Origin of the sequence: Streptomyces sp. NPDC090083 (assembly GCF_044747445.1) — a bacterium.
Lineage (GTDB): Bacteria > Actinomycetota > Actinomycetes > Streptomycetales > Streptomycetaceae > Streptomyces.
Map to the genome: position 1 here is coordinate 127367 of NZ_JBIVED010000009.1, position 16083 is coordinate 143449.

Sequence of the window (16083 nt, forward strand, 5' to 3'; positions counted from 1 at the left end):
GCTGGCTGACCCCGGTCGAGGAGCGCGCCTGGCGTGGGCTGCTGCGCATGCACGATCTGCTGGTCAGCGAGGCGGGACGGTCCCTGCAGAACGCGTTCGGGCTCTCCGCCGCGGACTACCAGGTGCTCGCGGAACTCACGCGGTCCGACGACGACCGTCTCCGCATGCTCGAACTCGCCAAGGTGCTGGGCTGGGAGAAGAGCAGGCTCTCGCACCACATCGCGCGGATGACCAAACGCGGCCTCGTCGAACGCGAGGAATGCGCCGACGACGGCCGCGGCGCGTACGTGAAGGCGGCACCGGCCGGACGGACGGCGATCAAGGCTGCGGCACCGCAGCACGTCGACGACGTCCGCCGCCTGTTCCTCGACCACCTCACACCGGGCCAGACGACGCTTCTGGCGGAGATCGCCGACACGATCATCGAGAAGACCGCCTCGCTGCCGTAAGCACCAGGCGCCGCCATTCCCGGACCGACACCTGCGCCGACACCGGCCCCGGTCGGTGCGGCAGCGATGCCGAACAGTCGACCGGCGTCCTCCGGACCGAACAGGTATTCCTACCGGGATCCGGGGCACCCTCCCCAGGCGGACAGTCCGCGTGGGTGCGACCGGGGGCTGAGGAAGCGATGACGGACACCGAACACACCGTGGCGGCGGGTGGGCTGTCTGCCCTGACCAGCGAACGCGACGGCATCCGCGTGATCAGCCTCCAAGGCGAGATCGATCACCACAGCGGCCCCGTCCTTCAGCAGGCCCTCCATGCGAGCAAGGCAAGCGGGCCGCGTGTCGTCCTCGACCTGCGAGGTGTCCTGTTCATGGACTCCACCGGTGTCAACCTCCTGATCTCCGCGCACGGCGACCTCACCAGGACGGGCGGCTGGCTGCGCCTGGCCGCCCCCACCCCCGCCGTGCTGCGCCCCATCCGGCTCGTCGGTCTCGACGCCCTCGTCGAATGCCACCCCACCCTCTCCCAGGCCCTCCACAGCTGACCCGTGCCACCGACGCGAGCGCGGGGACATCTCCCCGGCCCGCGCGGGCATGACCGGCGGGCTATTGGCTACTCGACTCTGACGGGGTTCGGAAGCGCAGCCCCGCGCAGGGGCCACGCGGTCCCGAGGTCACCCTCGGCCGCGCGGCCCTTGTGCTGCGGAGGGCCAGGTCCGAGGGGGCGACCACGGTCCCGAGCGGCTCGTGCGCGCACGCCCAGGACCGGATCCTCCACGGGCGAAGGCGGTCAGCCCGCGCAGAGCCTCACGTTCACCGTGTCGCCCGCGACCACGATCTTCGGGCTGTGGGGAGGGAGAGAAACCGATGCGGGACGAGGGGGGTACCGAGGCGTCCTTGGGACGAGCGCCTGGGTGGCGGTGGCGGGCGGCTGTCAGTGCGGAGAGTCCCCTACCGGACGGACAGGCGGGTGGCTCGCGCCCCGCCGCGGCCTCGGTTCTCGTTCCTTGGCCACGCTGAAACCGAGGGACGCGATGAGCAGGGCCTGCAGCGTGGCGATCAGGGCGGTCACCTTCCAGAGCCAGCGCCGAGGGGCGGGCGGCGGGCCAGCGCTGACGCCGTATCGGCCTCGGGGATCGACGGTGACGGTGAGTTCGCTGCCGACGGCGAGGTGCCCCGCACCGATCGCGCCGAGCGGCCGACGGTGGGCGGCGTCCACCAGGACCGCCTCCGTGCTCGCGTCGTAGACACCGGAGCTGGGCTCCAGAGCCGTCACGACGGCCCGCACCGCCCGACCGCGCTCGTGCAGCACCTCGTACTTCAGCGCGCTCCAGCACCCCAGCATGGTCAACGCGAGGCAGACGGCGACCGCGATCTCCCGTACCGCGTTGCTCTCGTCCCGAAGGTCGTACAGGACGAACGCCAGCCCCGCCAGCGCCCCGAGCGCGACGATCCCGCCGAAGCCCAGGACCATCGTGTTCCGCCAGCCGACGGGCGTCTGCGCCGCGCCGTAGACAAGACCGAAGCCGAGCGCGGTCAGTGCCGCGCTCACCGGTACCGCGAGGGCCGTCCACGACAACCGTGCGGCCCAGCCCCGCCCGTCGGTGCTCACCCCTCCCCTTCCGGGTCCGCTCCGCTGTGCGAGCCGCCGACGGAGGTGTTCGGATCACGCGGCACCGGCACGCCGAGCTTCTCCATCGCGCCGAGGAAGCGGGCGATCCGCTCGGGTCCGTCGTCGGGGATGTCCGGGGTCGGCGGCTTCTCGGCGAGCAGACGGGCCACGCCGTCGCGGAGGATCCGAGGCTGCTGGAACCCTGCCTTCTCCTCGGCGATCTGACGGGCGGGAAGACCGGTGAGACCGCTCAAGTGGCCGTCTGCACCAGGAGGATGAGTGCCCGTCAGCAGCAGTCCGCCGATCGCGGCCTCCCGTGCGGTCTCCTGCGGCGCGTCTCGCAGAAGCCGTGTCACGAGATCCGCGACCGGCCGGTAGGCGGGGGCCACCACGGCGCGCAGCTCGGCCGGTGACAGGGAGACGCTCGACGACTCGTGGACTCCGCCGACCTCGGTGATCGGCGACCCGAGAAGTGACCCGGGGTCGGACACGGTCGGGGACGGCGCGAACGAACCCCCGTGCACCACGCCGGACCACGCCATCTCCAGGTCCAGGTCGAGGCGGTGCGCGGAGCGGACGTGCCCGGTCACCGCCTCGGCCAGGCCCCGTGCGCCACCGGTCACCAGACCACCGGCGACCGCCTCACGCCCGGCGACGACGGCAACGGAGGTGTGGACCGCGTCCTGATGGACCACGACACACGCGGCCGGCTCCGGGGCCAGGCCCGCCCCGGCCAGCGCGGCCACCGTCTCGTCCACCACCCTGACTTCCGCCGCCGGCCATCTCTCCCGGACCGTGTCCACGGCCGGCGCCACCCCCGGGTGCGCACCGGCGCCGGGTGCGACGAGCACCACGGATCCGATCGGCCGCCACAACTCCGCCTGCTTGGCCACACCGACCCTCAGCAACTGCGCCGCGAGCGAGGCATCCGAACCCGGGCCCGGATTCCAGGCAAGCTCCAACACCACTTGCGCGTAGCGGGCGTTGCGCCCCGTCACCTGTATCCGTATCTCGTCCAGAGCCCACCAGAGCACGCCGGTACCCCCGCACAGTCGTCCGTGCGGTGACCTTATATGGATCACCCGCCGGCCGTGGCCCAGTGTGAGGGGGAGCAGGCCTCCGTCGTTTCGACGGTCGGTGATGCAGTCATGGGGCGGTGTGCGGACTGCCGTAGCCGACGATGTGCCGTACGGCCGTGGGGAGTTCGCGGTCAGGACCTGGTGCGGGCCTGGTCGCCGGGCGGACGGCGGAGCAACCGCAAGGCCAGCAGGACGGTGACGGGCCACAGCACGAGGAGGCACCACAGCACGGCCGCGTCGAGGGTGAGGATCCCTATGACGAGGAGGACCAGCGAGGCACAGGTCAGCGTGGCCACGGACAACGGCAGCCACGGTCGGGTGCCCGATCGGCGCATCCGCCGGGCCAGCCGCCGGTCCTGGCGGAGTTCGGCCTCGATCCGCCGTAGGGCGAGGCGCTCTTGCGACGACAGGACGACGCCGTCGGGGTCGTTGCGGTTCTCCATGGTGAGTACCTCGTTAGTCCCGAGCGGCGGCACCGGACCGTTCCGCCCGAGCAGGCACGGAGCGGGATTCATGGGTGCTGATGACCCGACGGGTTCCCCGTAAAAGCCGGTTGACGCCTTCCGGCGCCCCGGTTCGGTTCGTGGAGTTCCCGCCGTTCGTGGAGGGCGTCGACGAGGTCACGCGACTCGACGACCGGCACAGCCACTGGACCACCAGGACCGGCGGGGTGCGGCGCGAGTCCGACAGCGGTCGGAAGGCCGCGGCACGCGATGTGCGGACCACGGAGTCCATCCCGGTGGACTCCGGTTCTCCACCCGTACTTCCACCCACGGGTCCAGGTGTGAAAAGGCCGGTGACGGCAGCCTTGAGGACATGAACACAACGGACTGGATCACCGACATCGCGCTCGTCCTCGTCGTCTTCCGCCAGCTGCGTGAAGGGCGACTCGATCTCAAGTCTTACCTGATCCCTCTCGGCATCGTCGCCTTCGTCGCCTCCCACTACCTGCACTCCGTGCCGACCGCGGGCAACGACCTCGTGCTGATCGGCACCTTGATCGCGGCCGGCGCGGCGCTCGGCATCGCGGGTGGTGTCTACACCCGTATCCGTGAGGTGGGAGAGCACCTCTACATCAAGGCGGGCGCGGTCTCGGCGATCCTGTGGATCGTGGGAATGGGAGCGCGCATGGGGTTCCAGGTGTGGGTCGATCACGGCGGCGCGGACAACGTGGCGCGGTTCAGCGTCGCGCACCAGATCACCACCGGCCAGGCCTGGGTCGCGGCCTTCGTACTGATGGCGCTCACCGAGGTCGTCACCCGCCTGGCCACGATCTTCGTCCGCGGTCGTCTGGCCGTCCGTGCGGCAGCCCCGGGCACGCGCCCGGCAGCGGTCCTCGACCACACCGCCTGACCGAGAACGGTCCTCGCCATGTCGGCACCGGAGAACGCACCCGCCCCCGGACCGGCTCCCGAGAGGGAGTCCGGCCCGCGGGGCGTACTCCGTCAGGATCCCCGGGTGCACGGGATCATCACCCTGGCGGTCGTCGCCATCGCCTTCGTCACCGTCAGGCCCCTGGGGTTCACCGGGCGCGGCCTGGCGGTCGCCGCCCTCCTCGTGATCAGCGTGATCGCGCTGTCCGCCCGCCATCTGCCGGAGTCCTGGCTCCCACCCCGCGTGGCTCCCCTCTGGCTGACCGTCGGCGTCGTGGCCGCCGCCGCCCTGATCGGGGTCAGCAGGAGCGGCTCCGGCTATCTGCTCGCGTACTTCCTCGTCGGCCACATCGGCTACCGCCTGCCCCTGCGGCAGGCGCTCGCGCTCGCCGCGCTGTCCAGCCTGTTGTGCGGTGCCGTCCTGTACTTCCGTCTCGGACCCGGGCACGAACTCGTGCCGTGGACGCTCGGCGCGGCCACCGGTCTGCCGGTGGTGGCCGGGATGCTCAGCCGCAGCAGACAGCGCGCCGTGGAGGCGATGATCGCGTCGGCCGAGTCCGCCGAGCGAGCCGCCCGCGCGGAGGCCTGTACCGCCGTGCTCACCGAGCGCAGCCGTATCGCGCGGGACGTCCACGACGTCCTGACGCACTCCCTCGCCGGGATCAACATGCAGCTGGAGCTGGCGGACGCGCTGATCGACACCGGTGACCTGACGAAGGTCCGCGAGGCCCATGACAGGGCGCACGGCATGGTCAAGGAGAGCCTGAAGCAGGCCCAGTGGACCGTGCACGAACTGCGCGAGGACGCGCTGCCGCTCCTGGAGAGCCTGGAGGCGATGATCGAGTCCTCCGGTCACCGGGACGTCCTCACCGCCAGCGGGACCGTGCGTGAGCTGCCCGCGCGGATCAGCCGGAACCTGCTGCGCATCGCCCAGGAGTCGCTGACCAACGCGGCCAGGCACGCCCCGGGCGGCACCGTGCGGGTGGAGCTGGTCTTCGACGCCGCGTCGACCACGCTGAGCGTCCGCAACGGCCCGGGGACCCGCGAGGCGACCGCCGGTGTCGGCAGCGGAATGGGGCTGCTGGGTATGCGCGAGCGCGTCGCCCTGCTGGGCGGAGCCCTCACCGCGGGCCCGGTCGTCGAGGGAGCGGAGCGGGGCGGCTGGCAGGTGCGGGCGGTGATCCCGGAATGACCTGCGCCGGGCCGCCTGTCGGCATCGTCATACGCGCCGTCCGCGGTTCGCTCCGCCGAGTTCAACCGCCTCAGCTCCCTCTGCGGGCGCGAGCGGGTCGGACGGAGAGGAACGAGCCGCGGGCGGGGGCCGGTCCGCTGGGCGGAACGGAGGGCGACTGTGCGCTGTCGCCGGAACACGCTGTCCACGAACGAGACGGAATCGGGTTTCCGGTCGACAAGTCATAGGAGTTGCGACGATGAAGATCCAGAACAGGATCACCGTCCTGGCGGCGACGCTGCTGAGCTGCGCGGGCATGGTCACGTTGGCGACGGGAGCGAGTGCCGCCGTGCCGACGCCGGACTCGACGGCGGGAGTCTCCGCCCGCGTCACGGCCGCCGCTGCCGCGACCAGCTATCACACGATCAAGAACATGGCCTACGGCCAGTGCGTGGACGCGCCCGGCGGGGTGCTCAACGTCAGACTCCAGCTGGCCAACTGCAACGGTTCCAGCACGCAGAACTGGGCGTTCGTGTCGACCGGTTCGACCGACACCTACTACCTGGTGAATCAGGCGAGCGGGTACTGCGCCGAGGTCAACAACGGCACCAGCGTTCCGGGGGAGACCGTCGACGAGTACCTCTGCGACGGTCTGGCGTCGGAACAGTGGGTCGAGACCGCCGTGATCGTCGACCAGAAGATCGGCGCCAAGTTCAGGCACGCGGGCACCAACCTGTGCCTCGACACGGTCGGCGGCGCCGGCAGCCAGCTCATGCAGTGGAGCTGCGACGACGCGCACCCGGCGGCGGCCCAGGTCTGGATCGTCGGCTAGGCCGCTTCCGAGCAGCCCGCCGTCACCGTTCGGCGGGTCTGCTCGGCCGGACGCCGTTCCTGCCGGGGCGATCCCTCGGCAGGAACGGCGTTCAGCGTTCACCGGTGCGGCGCGCTGGTGCGCGGGGAGTCGGGCAGGGTGGCCGGGCAAGGGCCGAGCAGAGCACCTCGGCCTCCCCGCGCCCCTCGAAGGAGCCTGTGTGCTCCGGGACCAATCCTCGGTGGGGTTCAGGATCGGATTACGTCCGGAGATGTCCCGCTCACGAAGGATCCCCGTGAAAGAAGCCGTCAGTATCGGTCGAAGTCCGTCGATGCAACCAGATCTGCAGGAGCTGGTGGGCCGGGTCGCCCTGGGCGACGAAAAGGCGTTCGCCGCTGTCTACGACGCCGTGGCCGGCCCGGTCCTGGGGGTCGCCCGGGCCGTCCTGCGCGACCACGCGCAGTCGGAGGAGGTCGCCCAGGAAGTACTGGTCGAGGTGTGGCGCACCGCGCCCCGCTACCGCTCCGACCGGGGGACGGCCATCAACTGGATCCTCACCCTGGCCCACCGCCGCGCGATCGACCGGGTGCGCTCCGCGGACGCCGCGGCGGCCCGGGACCACAAGGCCGCGCTGCTCGCCCGTACCCCGGAGTACGACGAGGTCACCGAGCAGGTCGAGGCGCGGCTGGAGCGCGAGCAGGTGCGGCGCTGTCTGCGCACGCTGACCGAGCTCCAGCGGCAGGCCGTCACCCTCGCGTACTACCGGGGACTGACCTACCGGCAGGTGGCCGAGGCGCTCGCGCTGCCGCTCGGCACCGTCAAAACACGGCTGAGGGACGGCCTCATCCGGCTCCGCGACTGCCTGGGAGTGACCGCGTGATCACCGACGACCTGCACCTGCTCACCGGTGCCTACGCCCTGCACGCCCTGTCCGACGAGGAGCGCGAGGTGTTCGAGCGGCACCTCACGGGCTGCGAGGCATGCGCCCAGGAGACCGCCGAACTGTCCGCCACCGCGACCCGGTTGGGCCTCGCCGTGTCCGTGGAACCCGACCGGGAGATGCGCGGGCGCGTGCTGCACCGCATCACCGCCGTCCGCCAGGAGACTCCGGGAGTGGTGCCCGCACCGCGTTCCGGCCGCGCGGTGCTACGGGCGCGCCTGCTGTCCCGGTGGGCGCTCGCCGCCTGCCTGGCCGCGGCCGCCGCGCTCGGTGGAACCGCCGTATGGCAGCACCAGCGGGCCGAGAGCGCGCTGGCCGAGGCGCACCGGGCCGAGCAGACAGGCGCGCAGATCAGCGCCGTGCTGGCCGCGCCCGATGCCCGGACGCGGGCGGTTGCGCTGCCCGGCGGCGCCGCCGGCACCGTGGTCGTCTCGCACGGCCGCGACCAGGCGGTGTTCGTGGTCGCCGGGATGGGTCACGCGCCGGCCGGGAAGGTCTACCAGCTCTGGTTCGACGACGGCGGCACCATGCGGTCGGCCGGTCTGATGAACCCGGACCGCGCCGACCAGACCGTGCTGCTGCGGGGCACCGTGGACGGAGCCTCGGGCATGGGGATCACCGTCGAACCCGCGGGCGGCTCGAAGCAGCCCACGACCGCACCCGTTGCCCTGACCCGATTCCCCGCCTGACCCGGCACGGCCCCACGGACTCGCCGTCCGGCGGGGCCGCCTCCGGAGGCGGTCGCTACCTCACGGCAGGCCGGCTCAGACCGTGTGACCCCGACGGTGGTGCCGGTCGCCCCACGCGCGGGAGAGCGCCTCGACCAGCAGCACACCCCGTCCGCCGCCGCTCAGGGCGGCGGACGGACGCGTCCATCCGGCCCGGACCGCATGCGGGTCGAACCCCGGGCTCGTGTAGCTGACCTGGATCAGCGGCGACCGCTGACCCGCCCGCCCGCCCGCCCGTACGGAGCGAGCGACAGCCGGACCGATGTCCTGCCGTGCCCGAAGGCGTCGCCGAGCAGTTCCCCGCGACGGATTGCTCCTCCGTGCATCGCGCATTGCGTATCCCGTATCCCGTATCGCGCATTGCGCAGGTGATCCGTCTCGGACCGTGCGGAGCACGGGTGCGGAAACAGTAATCACCTCGACCGTCCTCCGATTCACGCCACTCCATGTCTCCGAAGCCGACCCAAGTATCCGTAGCCGGTCGGGCCGCGGATTGGTCCGCAAAAAAGTTTCATCCGATCCGGGAAACGGCCAATCCGCCGGGCGTCCGGAGCCGGATTCCCCATGTGACCGGCAACGAGAAGGAAAACGCGAACCGCCCGGAATTCTCCCGGCGTTCGGCGATGACCTCCGGCCGGTCGGCAGACCCCGAACTCATTTCGCTTCCCCGTCTACAGGCGGCACCCGCCGCACCATCAACAGGAGAATCGCCATGACCACCCGCATCCGTACCCGCCGAACCGCCGCCGTCCTCGCCGTCTCCGCCGTCCTGCCCCTGGCCCTCAGCGCCTGCGGCAGCAGCGGCAGCGACTCCGCGAAGTCCGACTCCTCCGCCAAGGCGAGCACCACTGCCTCCGCCTCGGACGACAGCATGACCGGAGCTGGCGCGACGATGTCCGACCAGCCCTTCGGCACGGCCTGTTCAAGCGTCCCGAAGAGCGGCGCCGGCTCCTTCGACGGCATGGCCAAGGACCCCGTCGCCACCGCCGCGTCCAACAACCCGGCCCTGTCGACCCTGGTCACCGCGGTCAAGAAGGCCGGCCTCGTCGACACCCTCAACAACGCCCAGAACATCACCGTGTTCGCACCGACCAACGACGCCTTCGCGAAGATCCCGAAGGCCACGCTGGACAAGGTCCTCAACGACAAGGCCCAGCTGACGAAGATCCTCACCTACCACGTCGTCGGCCAGCAACTCACCCCCAAGCAGCTGGAGAAGGGCTCCTTCACCACCCTGGAGAAGTCCAAGCTCACCACCTCCGGCTCGGGCGAGAACTACACGGTCAACGACTCCGCGAAGGTGGTCTGCGGCAACGTCAAGACCGCCAACGCCACCGTCTACATCATCGACACCGTCCTGATGCCCACCAGCTGACGGACCACCGGCTCCTGTGACGGGGAGACGGTGAGGGGCGGGGCACACTCCCCGCCCCTCACCGCGTTGCCCAACTCACCTGCCCCTTGCGGGACATGACGAGAGATGACGGAGCTCAGCACATGTCGGCACTCTTCCGCGTCCGAGTCCTCGCCGTCTCGGACACCCGCCTCTGGTGCGCCGCGGCAGGAACCCTGACCCCGGGCACCAGCCGCAGCCTGCGCGCCGAGCTGACCGTCCGATGCCGCGGCACCACGGTCGTCGGGCTCGATCTACGGCAACTGCGCTTGCCCGGAGCCGAGTTCCTGCCGGACCCACCATGGCCGGACGACCCCCACACCGTCCATCTCCTGGCCCCGGATCCGCTCCGCTCCCTGACGGCCGACGACATACGCCTGCACTGGCACACCGACCTCTCCACCGCTTGGCAGGCATGGTCCGCGCTCGCTCTTTGAGGCCCTGCACGGTCCTGATCCCGAGTCGGCTTTTTCGCCGGGACGGCGGAACTCTTCATATCCGTAGCAGGGTCGGGAAATTGCCGGATCGGAAAATGGCCGTATCGGGAAGCAGTCGCGTCGGGAAGCAGCGGGATCGGGCGGCAGCGGGCCGGAAGTGGACCGGCCGGGGAAAAACTTCATCGGATCTTCCGGACGACCAATCCGCCGCTCTTTCGGAGCCGGATTCCCCACGTGACCGACGATGAGAAGCAAACGCGAAATCGCCTCAGCTGGGCCCGCCTAGCCCTTGGCGCGTGCAGTGGTGTGCTGGCCGGTGCCGTCTCGCTCGGCGTCGCCGAGCTGGTGTCGGCTGCGGTGCGGCCGCAGGCCAGTCCGGTCGTGGCGGTCGGCGGTGCGGCGATCGACCGGACGCCGGCCGGCGTGAAGGACTGGGCGATCCGGCACTTCGGAACCAACGACAAGCTGGTTCTCCAGCTCGGAATTCTCGCGATGCTGACGCTTTTCGCGCTGGTGCTGGGAATGGTCGCCGTACGTTTCCGGCGCGGCGGTGCTGCCGGTGTGCTGCTCTTCGGAGTGGTCGGGGCGGTGTCGGCCACCAGCCGGCCGGACTCGACGAGTCTCTCCGACGCGCTGCCCTCCGTGGTGGGCGCGCTCGCGGGAGCCGGAGTGCTCTACCTGCTGGTGGGCCGCCTCACGCGACGGGCCCCGTCCGCCGAACCGGTCGGCGACGAGCCCAAGGACACGTCTTCGGGGGAGGGGTGGGACCGCCGTGGCTTCGTGATCGCGGCGACGGCCGCTGCCGCCGCCTCCGCCGGAGCGGGCGTGCTGGGCCGGGCGCTGAACAGCGCGAGCGGCCAGAACGCGGTCGCCTCACGCGACCGGATCGTCCTGCCCCGCCCCACCTCCGCAGCCGCCCCCGTCCCCAGGGGCGCCCAGCTGCGGATCCCCGGGATCAGCGCCTTCACCACCCCCAACAACAGCTTCTACCGCGTCGACACCGCCCTCGTGGTGCCCAAGGTGAACGCCACGACCTGGCGGCTGCGCATCCACGGCATGGGCGTACGGCGTCCGCTCACCCTCTCTTTCGACGACTTGCTGCGGCGCGAACTGATCGAGCGCGACATCACGCTCACCTGCGTGTCGAACGAGGTCGGCGGCCCCTACGTCGGCAACGCGCGCTGGATCGGCGTACGACTGGCCGATCTGCTGGCCGAATGCGGGGTGAGGCCGCCGTCGAAGGGCGGCAGCGCCGACCAGTTGGTGGCGCGCTCGGTGGACGGCATGACGATCGGCAGCCCGGTCGAGGACGTGATGGACGGCCGGGACGCCCTCCTCGCCCTCGGCATGAACGGCGAACCGCTGCCCTTCGCGCACGGCTTCCCGGTGCGGATGGTGGTGCCCGGCCTCTACGGGTTCGTCTCGGCCTGCAAATGGATCAAGGACATCGAACTCACCACGTTCGACTCCTACGACCCCTACTGGGTCAAGCGCGGCTGGGCCCGCCAGGCGCCCATCAAGACCGAGTCGCGCATCGACACGCCCAAGCCGTTCGCCCGGCCCGGCGCCGGGACGGTGATGGTCGGCGGGGTCGCGTGGGCCCAGCATCGCGGTATCGACAAGGTCGAGGTCCGCGTCGACGACGGTCCCTGGCGGGAGGCACGTCTCGCCGCCGAGGACACTCGTGACACCTGGCGCCAGTGGTCCTTCCCCTGGGAGGCCGTGAAGGGCGGTCACACCCTCACCGTCCGCGCCACCGACGGCACCGGGCGGGTGCAGACCGACAAGCGCACCAAGACCATCCCCGACGGCGCGAGCGGATGGCACTCCGTGGTCGTGACCGTCGACTGACCCCGTGCGAGCTGTCAGGGGCGGTCGCCGGTGCCCCCTCCTGTGGGCGCGGAGCTGCTCTGGCGGTGGCCGCCGGGGCGCGGGGTGCCGGCCGCGTCGCGGATGCTGTCGCGGGCGGCCGCGGCTACGGCCTCGGGGGTGAGGCCGAACTCGGTGTAGAGGCGCTGGTAGTCGGCGGAGGCGCCGTAGTGCTCCAGGCTGACGATCCGTCCGGCGTCCCCGACCACGTCGCGCCAGCCCTGTCCCACCGCGGCCTCGACGCTGACCCGGGCCCGCGCGGAGGGCGGCAGGACCTCGTCCTGGTAGGCCGGGGACTGGGCGGCGAACCACTCCCGGCAGGGCATCGACACGACCCGCACCGCGAGGCCGTCGGCCGCCAGCAGTCCGCTCGCCTCCAGGGCGATGTGCACCTCGGAGCCGGTCGCCACGAGGACGACGTCCGGGCCGGAGCCGTCCTCGCCCGTGTCGGCGAGCACGTATCCGCCGCGGGCGGCATCCCGCACCGGGGCGCACCCACCGCTGCCGCGGTCAAGCACCGGCACGTTCTGCCTGGTCAGGACGAGTGCGGCCGGGCGGTCGTGGTGTTCCAGGATGGTGCGCCAGCAGGCGGTCGTCTCGTTGGCGTCGGCGGGGCGGACCACGTCGAGGCCGGGGACGGCCCGCAGCGCGGCCAGGTGCTCCACCGGCTGATGGGTGGGGCCGTCCTCGCCGAGGCCGATGGAATCGTGGGTCCACACATAGGTGGTGGGCAGCTTCATCAGCGCGGCCAGGCGTACGGCCGGGCGCATGTAGTCCGAGAAGGTCAGGAACGTACCGCCGTAGGGGCGGGTCAGGCTCTGCAGGGCGATGCCGTTGAGGATCGCGCCCATGGCGTGCTCGCGGATGCCGAAGTGCAGGGTGCGGCCGTAGGGGCCGCCCTTCCAGTCCTTGGTCTGACGGTCGGAGGGCACGAAGGACGGTTCGCCGTCCATGGTGGTGTTGTTGCTCCCTGCCAGGTCGGCCGAGCCGCCCCACAGCTCGGGCAGCACCGGTGCGAGCGCGCTGAGCACCGCCCCCGACGCGGCGCGGGTGGCCATCCCCTTCGGGTCGGCCGGGAACTCCGGCAGGGCGTCGGTCCAGCCGTCCGGCAGCCGTTGCGCCCGCAGCCGGTCCAGCAGTTCGGCCCGCTCGGGATGGGCCGTCCGCCAGGCCGCGTACGCCTCGTCCCACTCGGCGTGGGCACGGCGCCCGCGGTCGGCGGCCTGGCGGGTGCGGGCCAGTACCGCGTCCTCCACGACGAAGTCGCGCTCGGGGTCGAAGCCGAGCAGCCGCTTGGTCGCGGCGACCTCGTCGGCGCCGAGTGCGGAGCCGTGGGCCTTGCCGGTGTTCTGCTTGGTGGGCGCGGGCCAGCCGATCAGCGTGCGCAGCATGATCAGCGAGGGCCTGCCGTCCTCGTCGTGGGCGGCGCGCACCGCGGCCAGCAGCGCGTCCACGTCCTCGACGTACCTGCCGGTGCTCGTCCAGTCGACGGTCTGCACGTGCCAGCCGTAGGCGGCGAAACGGTCCGGGACGTCCTCGCTGAAGGCGACGTCGGTGTCGTCCTCGATCGAGATGTGGTTGGAGTCGTAGAAGACGACGAGGTTGCCCAGTTCCTGGTGGCCGGCCAGGGAGGCGGCCTCGCTGGTGACGCCTTCCATCATGTCGCCGTCCGAGGCGATGACGTAGACGTGGTGGTCGAAGGGGCTGCTGCCCGGCTCGGCGTCCGGGTCGAGCAGACCGCGTTCCCTGCGGGCCGCCATCGCCATGCCGACCGCACTGGCCAGCCCCTGGCCCAGCGGGCCGGTGGTGATCTCGACGCCGCGGGTGTGCCGGTGCTCGGGGTGTCCGGGAGTGGCCGAACCCCAGGTGCGGTAGGCCTCCAGGTCGGCCGTCTCCAGGCCGTAGCCGGTCAGGCAGAGCTCGATGTACAGGGTCAGGCTGGAGTGTCCGCAGGAGAGCACGAACCGGTCGCGGCCCAGCCACCGGTCGTCGCCCGGGTCGTGCCGCATGACGTTCTGGAACAGCAGATGCGCCAGTGGGGCGAGGCTCATCGCCGTGCCGGGATGGCCGTTGCCGACCTTCTGCACCGCGTCGGCGGCCAGCACCCGTACGGTGTCCACCGCCCGTACGTCGACCGCGTCCCACCCGGCGTCGTCCGCCACGGGCATCGACACGGACCGGCCCGGTGAGGTCGTGTTGCCGGACTGCTCACTCGTCATGCCGTCACTCCTTCGGGAAGGCCGGTGGTCGGTTCCGCCGACGTGGCTGTCATGGGTGGCCGACATGGCGGCTCCCGCCCTCCGGCTACCCCAGGCAGGGCGTCCGACCCATGTGATGCGCACCTTTTGCCGGGTTCGGCGGGGTGTCGGAGGCTGGGGTGTCGGAGGCTGTCCCGGGGGAACCCGTTGCCCACCGGCTGCTCAGGAGACAGAACATGACCACGATCAACGCGGCGGACATCCGCGAGTGGCGCAACCACGACGTCGTCGACTCCGAGGGGCACAGGATCGGCGTACTCGAATCGGTCTACGTGAACACCGCCACCGATGAGTCGGCCATGGCCACGGTCCGCATCGGACTGCCCACGCGTCAGCGCCTGGCGTTCGTCCCCCTCGACGACGCGGTCCTCGGACCCGGCTACGTCAAGGTCGTCCACCCGAAGGCGCAGGTGAAGAAGGCGCCGTCGATCGGCACGGACGACATCCTGCCGGCCGAGGACGAGGAAGCGATCTTCCAGTACTACGGCATGGACTACCGGCCCGGCGCGGGCGGCGAGAGGCGACTCGCGCGCCGCTGACCCGCTCGTCGACCCGAAGATGGTGTTCCGCGATGGTTCTCTTCCTGCTGCTTCTGCTGATCGCCCTCGTCCTGGGAATCGTCGGGGCGACCGCGCACGGCCTGGGCTATCTGCTGGTGATCGGTGTCGTGGTCCTCGTGGCGGCCTTGGCCCTCGTCGCCGTGCGCTGGTCCCGGCGCGCGGGCGGCCGCCCCGTCCGCTAGACCGTGTCCGGCAGCCGTTCCTGAACGGGCCGGCGGAGCCTCACGCGGCCGTCGCCGTCCGTGCCTTGGCCTCCCGGATCCCGCGCAGGGCACCGGACCAGGCGATCACCTGGTCGAGCATGCCGCCCACGGCGGTCACGAGACCCTCCTGGGCGACGAAGGCGCCGGTGCCGAACGAGGCGTGCGTCGAGATGGTGGGCTGGGTCCGGACCGTGGCCAGCTGGAGTTCGGCGAGGACGAGCCGCAGCGCTTCAGCGGCTCGCGCCCCGGAGACCCAGCCTCCGTAGCTGATGATCCCGGCAGCCTTGTCGTTCCACTCCCGGTAGACGTAGTCCAGGGCGTTCTTGAGGGCTCCGGGGTAGGAGTGGTTGTACTCCGGGACGACGAACACGTAGCCGTCGAAGCTGTCGATGAGTGCGGCCCAGGCGCGGGTGTGGTCGTGGCTGTACTGCTGAAGGTTCGGGTTGCCGGGCTCGTCGAGGTTGCCGAGACCGTGGTCCGCGAGGTCGACGAGTTCGTAGTCGGCCCCGCCGTGGGCGCGGGCGGTCTCCAGCGCCCAGGCGGCGATCTGGTCGCCGCGGCGTCCGGGGCGGGTGCTTCCGAGGATGAGCGCTATGCGGAGTGTCATGGGGATTCCTTCCAGCGGAGTTGTCACGTCAACTCTAGGTCGGAAGGAGTTGATGTGACAACTCCGCTGGTCGCGATATCCTCGGCCCATGACGGAGAGCCGATCGCTGGAACCCGAGGAGTGGGAGTTCTGGGATGTCTGGATGCGCGCGCAGCACCTGCTCACCAGGGAGCTGGAGCGCGGTCTGCAGCGCGACTGCGACATCTCGAAGGCCGAGTTCAGCGTCCTGGTGACCCTGTCGCAGGCCGCCGGCCGCGAGATGCGCGTCGGTGAACTCTCCGCGTCGCTCGACTGGGACAAGAGCCGCGTCTCGCATCAGCTCACGCGCATGGAGAAACGCGGTTTCGTCCAGCGCACCCAGTACGGGGCCGACGGCCGCCGCGCGGGGATCCGACTGACCGCCGAGGGGCGCCGGGCCGCCCAGAGCGCCATCCTCGTGCACGGCGGCAACATCCGCCGCCACGTCCTCGACGCGCTGACCCCGGAGCAGGCGTCAGTCATCCGGGCATGGAGCGAGCAAGCGGTCGACCGACTGGAACCGCGCCGCAGCGAGACCACCGGCGACAGCGAGTCCTAGACCTCGATCGCGCCTCACA

19 protein-coding genes are annotated in these 16083 nt (G+C 71.3%); 13 read left to right on the forward strand and 6 right to left on the reverse strand.

The genetic code is table 11. The annotated features are described in order from the left end of the window. Nucleotides 1–47 precede the first annotated feature (47 nt). Together ACIPTO_RS29175 and ACIPTO_RS29180 are read left to right on the forward strand one after the other, a co-directional pair. Complete coding sequence (locus tag ACIPTO_RS29175) at nt 48–449, forward strand: MarR family winged helix-turn-helix transcriptional regulator (RefSeq protein ID WP_401197431.1); 402 nt, start codon at nt 48–50, stop codon at nt 447–449. A gap of 179 nt (nt 450–628) precedes the next feature. Beyond that, nucleotides 629–991: an STAS domain-containing protein gene (locus ACIPTO_RS29180; RefSeq protein WP_366325639.1), complete on the forward strand. Its 363-nt coding sequence runs from the start codon at nt 629–631 to the stop codon at nt 989–991. A gap of 389 nt (nt 992–1380) precedes the next feature. Here the strand turns inward: ACIPTO_RS29180 and ACIPTO_RS29185 are convergent, their stop codons facing one another. The 3 genes from ACIPTO_RS29185 to ACIPTO_RS29195 form a co-directional block, all read right to left on the reverse strand. Next, on the reverse strand, nt 1381–2058 hold the full coding sequence (locus tag ACIPTO_RS29185; protein WP_401197005.1) for a hypothetical protein: 678 nt from the start codon (nt 2056–2058) through the stop codon (nt 1381–1383). Beyond that, on the reverse strand, nt 2055–3092 hold the full coding sequence (locus ACIPTO_RS29190) for a rod shape-determining protein (protein WP_401197007.1): 1038 nt from the start codon (nt 3090–3092) through the stop codon (nt 2055–2057). The genes ACIPTO_RS29185 and ACIPTO_RS29190 overlap by 4 nt, the downstream gene beginning before the upstream one ends. A 176-nt stretch (nt 3093–3268) precedes the next feature. Continuing rightward, nucleotides 3269–3580 (reverse strand): DUF3040 domain-containing protein, encoded by a 312-nt coding sequence (locus ACIPTO_RS29195; RefSeq protein WP_401197009.1) that lies wholly within the window; start codon nt 3578–3580, stop codon nt 3269–3271. A gap of 373 nt (nt 3581–3953) precedes the next feature. Here ACIPTO_RS29195 and ACIPTO_RS29200 point away from each other — a divergent pair, with 373 nt between their 5' ends. The 5 genes from ACIPTO_RS29200 (at nt 3954) to ACIPTO_RS29220 (ending at nt 8121) form a co-directional block, all read left to right on the forward strand. Next, nucleotides 3954–4490, forward strand: coding sequence for a hypothetical protein (locus tag ACIPTO_RS29200; RefSeq protein WP_366325627.1), 537 nt, complete (start codon nt 3954–3956; stop codon nt 4488–4490). A 105-nt stretch (nt 4491–4595) separates the two neighbouring features. Further along, entirely contained in the window at nt 4596–5702 is a 1107-nt protein-coding gene (locus ACIPTO_RS29205) for a sensor histidine kinase (RefSeq protein ID WP_401197011.1), read from the forward strand. A gap of 238 nt (nt 5703–5940) precedes the next feature. Next, the gene (locus tag ACIPTO_RS29210; protein WP_366325624.1) at nt 5941–6513 is read left to right on the forward strand and encodes an RICIN domain-containing protein; all 573 of its coding nucleotides are present in this window, start codon (nt 5941–5943) and stop codon (nt 6511–6513) included. Nucleotides 6514–6787: 274 nt separating this feature from the next. Further along, a complete protein-coding gene (locus ACIPTO_RS29215; protein WP_366325622.1) occupies nt 6788–7372 on the forward strand; it encodes a sigma-70 family RNA polymerase sigma factor in 585 nt (194 codons plus the stop codon). After that, complete coding sequence (locus ACIPTO_RS29220; RefSeq protein WP_401197014.1) at nt 7369–8121, forward strand: anti-sigma factor domain-containing protein; 753 nt, start codon at nt 7369–7371, stop codon at nt 8119–8121. Before ACIPTO_RS29215 ends, ACIPTO_RS29220 begins: the two co-directional genes overlap by 4 nt. A gap of 239 nt (nt 8122–8360) precedes the next feature. Here ACIPTO_RS29220 and ACIPTO_RS29225 read toward each other — a convergent pair whose 3' ends face one another. Then, nucleotides 8361–8486 (reverse strand): hypothetical protein, encoded by a 126-nt coding sequence (locus ACIPTO_RS29225; protein WP_401197017.1) that lies wholly within the window; start codon nt 8484–8486, stop codon nt 8361–8363. A gap of 386 nt (nt 8487–8872) precedes the next feature. On the opposite strand from ACIPTO_RS29225, the gene ACIPTO_RS29230 reads away from it, so the two are divergent. The 3 genes from ACIPTO_RS29230 to ACIPTO_RS29240 all read left to right on the forward strand — a co-directional run bounded on the left by ACIPTO_RS29230 (nt 8873) and on the right by ACIPTO_RS29240 (nt 11841). Beyond that, complete coding sequence (locus ACIPTO_RS29230; protein ID WP_366325618.1) at nt 8873–9535, forward strand: fasciclin domain-containing protein; 663 nt, start codon at nt 8873–8875, stop codon at nt 9533–9535. Between the two features lie 122 nt (nt 9536–9657). Next, a complete protein-coding gene (locus ACIPTO_RS29235; RefSeq protein WP_366325616.1) occupies nt 9658–9990 on the forward strand; it encodes a hypothetical protein in 333 nt (110 codons plus the stop codon). 234 nt (nt 9991–10224) lie between these two features. Beyond that, a complete protein-coding gene (locus tag ACIPTO_RS29240; protein WP_401197020.1) occupies nt 10225–11841 on the forward strand; it encodes a sulfite oxidase in 1617 nt (538 codons plus the stop codon). A gap of 14 nt (nt 11842–11855) precedes the next feature. On the opposite strand, the gene tkt is transcribed toward ACIPTO_RS29240, so the two are convergent. After that, on the reverse strand, nt 11856–14078 hold the full coding sequence (gene tkt / locus ACIPTO_RS29245; RefSeq protein ID WP_401197023.1) for a transketolase: 2223 nt from the start codon (nt 14076–14078) through the stop codon (nt 11856–11858). Nucleotides 14079–14293: 215 nt separating this feature from the next. Here tkt and ACIPTO_RS29250 point away from each other — a divergent pair, with 215 nt between their 5' ends. Together ACIPTO_RS29250 and ACIPTO_RS29255 are read left to right on the forward strand one after the other, a co-directional pair. After that, nucleotides 14294–14656: a PRC-barrel domain-containing protein gene (locus tag ACIPTO_RS29250; RefSeq protein ID WP_366325610.1), complete on the forward strand. Its 363-nt coding sequence runs from the start codon at nt 14294–14296 to the stop codon at nt 14654–14656. A gap of 32 nt (nt 14657–14688) precedes the next feature. Next, nucleotides 14689–14859 carry a hypothetical protein gene (locus tag ACIPTO_RS29255; RefSeq protein WP_366325608.1) on the forward strand — a complete coding sequence of 57 codons (171 nt, stop codon included), beginning with the start codon at nt 14689–14691 and terminating at the stop codon, nt 14857–14859. Nucleotides 14860–14899: 40 nt separating this feature from the next. Here ACIPTO_RS29255 and ACIPTO_RS29260 read toward each other — a convergent pair whose 3' ends face one another. Next, the gene (locus ACIPTO_RS29260; RefSeq protein WP_401197026.1) at nt 14900–15487 is read right to left on the reverse strand and encodes an NADPH-dependent FMN reductase; all 588 of its coding nucleotides are present in this window, start codon (nt 15485–15487) and stop codon (nt 14900–14902) included. A gap of 88 nt (nt 15488–15575) precedes the next feature. Between ACIPTO_RS29260 and ACIPTO_RS29265 the strand changes: the two genes are divergently transcribed. After that, nucleotides 15576–16064, forward strand: coding sequence for a MarR family winged helix-turn-helix transcriptional regulator (locus ACIPTO_RS29265; RefSeq protein WP_401197028.1), 489 nt, complete (start codon nt 15576–15578; stop codon nt 16062–16064). Nucleotides 16065–16083: the final 19 nt, after the last annotated feature.

Bases quoted from the DNA above. Each gene is read 5' to 3' on its own strand.
- ACIPTO_RS29175 (WP_401197431.1), top strand. From the start codon at position 48: ATGCACGATCTGCTGGTCAGCGAGGCGGGACGGTCCCTGCAGAACGCG.
- ACIPTO_RS29180 (WP_366325639.1), top strand. From the start codon at position 629: ATGACGGACACCGAACACACCGTGGCGGCGGGTGGGCTGTCTGCCCTG.
- ACIPTO_RS29195 (WP_401197009.1), bottom strand. From the start codon at position 3,580: ATGGAGAACCGCAACGACCCCGACGGCGTCGTCCTGTCGTCGCAAGAG.
- ACIPTO_RS29200 (WP_366325627.1), top strand. From the start codon at position 3,954: ATGAACACAACGGACTGGATCACCGACATCGCGCTCGTCCTCGTCGTC.
- ACIPTO_RS29210 (WP_366325624.1), top strand. From the start codon at position 5,941: ATGAAGATCCAGAACAGGATCACCGTCCTGGCGGCGACGCTGCTGAGC.
- ACIPTO_RS29225 (WP_401197017.1), bottom strand. From the start codon at position 8,486: ATGCACGGAGGAGCAATCCGTCGCGGGGAACTGCTCGGCGACGCCTTC.
- ACIPTO_RS29230 (WP_366325618.1), top strand. From the start codon at position 8,873: ATGACCACCCGCATCCGTACCCGCCGAACCGCCGCCGTCCTCGCCGTC.
- ACIPTO_RS29235 (WP_366325616.1), top strand. From the start codon at position 9,658: ATGTCGGCACTCTTCCGCGTCCGAGTCCTCGCCGTCTCGGACACCCGC.
- tkt (WP_401197023.1), bottom strand. From the start codon at position 14,078: ATGACGAGTGAGCAGTCCGGCAACACGACCTCACCGGGCCGGTCCGTG.
- ACIPTO_RS29250 (WP_366325610.1), top strand. From the start codon at position 14,294: ATGACCACGATCAACGCGGCGGACATCCGCGAGTGGCGCAACCACGAC.
- ACIPTO_RS29255 (WP_366325608.1), top strand. From the start codon at position 14,689: ATGGTTCTCTTCCTGCTGCTTCTGCTGATCGCCCTCGTCCTGGGAATC.
- ACIPTO_RS29260 (WP_401197026.1), bottom strand. From the start codon at position 15,487: ATGACACTCCGCATAGCGCTCATCCTCGGAAGCACCCGCCCCGGACGC.
- ACIPTO_RS29265 (WP_401197028.1), top strand. From the start codon at position 15,576: ATGACGGAGAGCCGATCGCTGGAACCCGAGGAGTGGGAGTTCTGGGAT.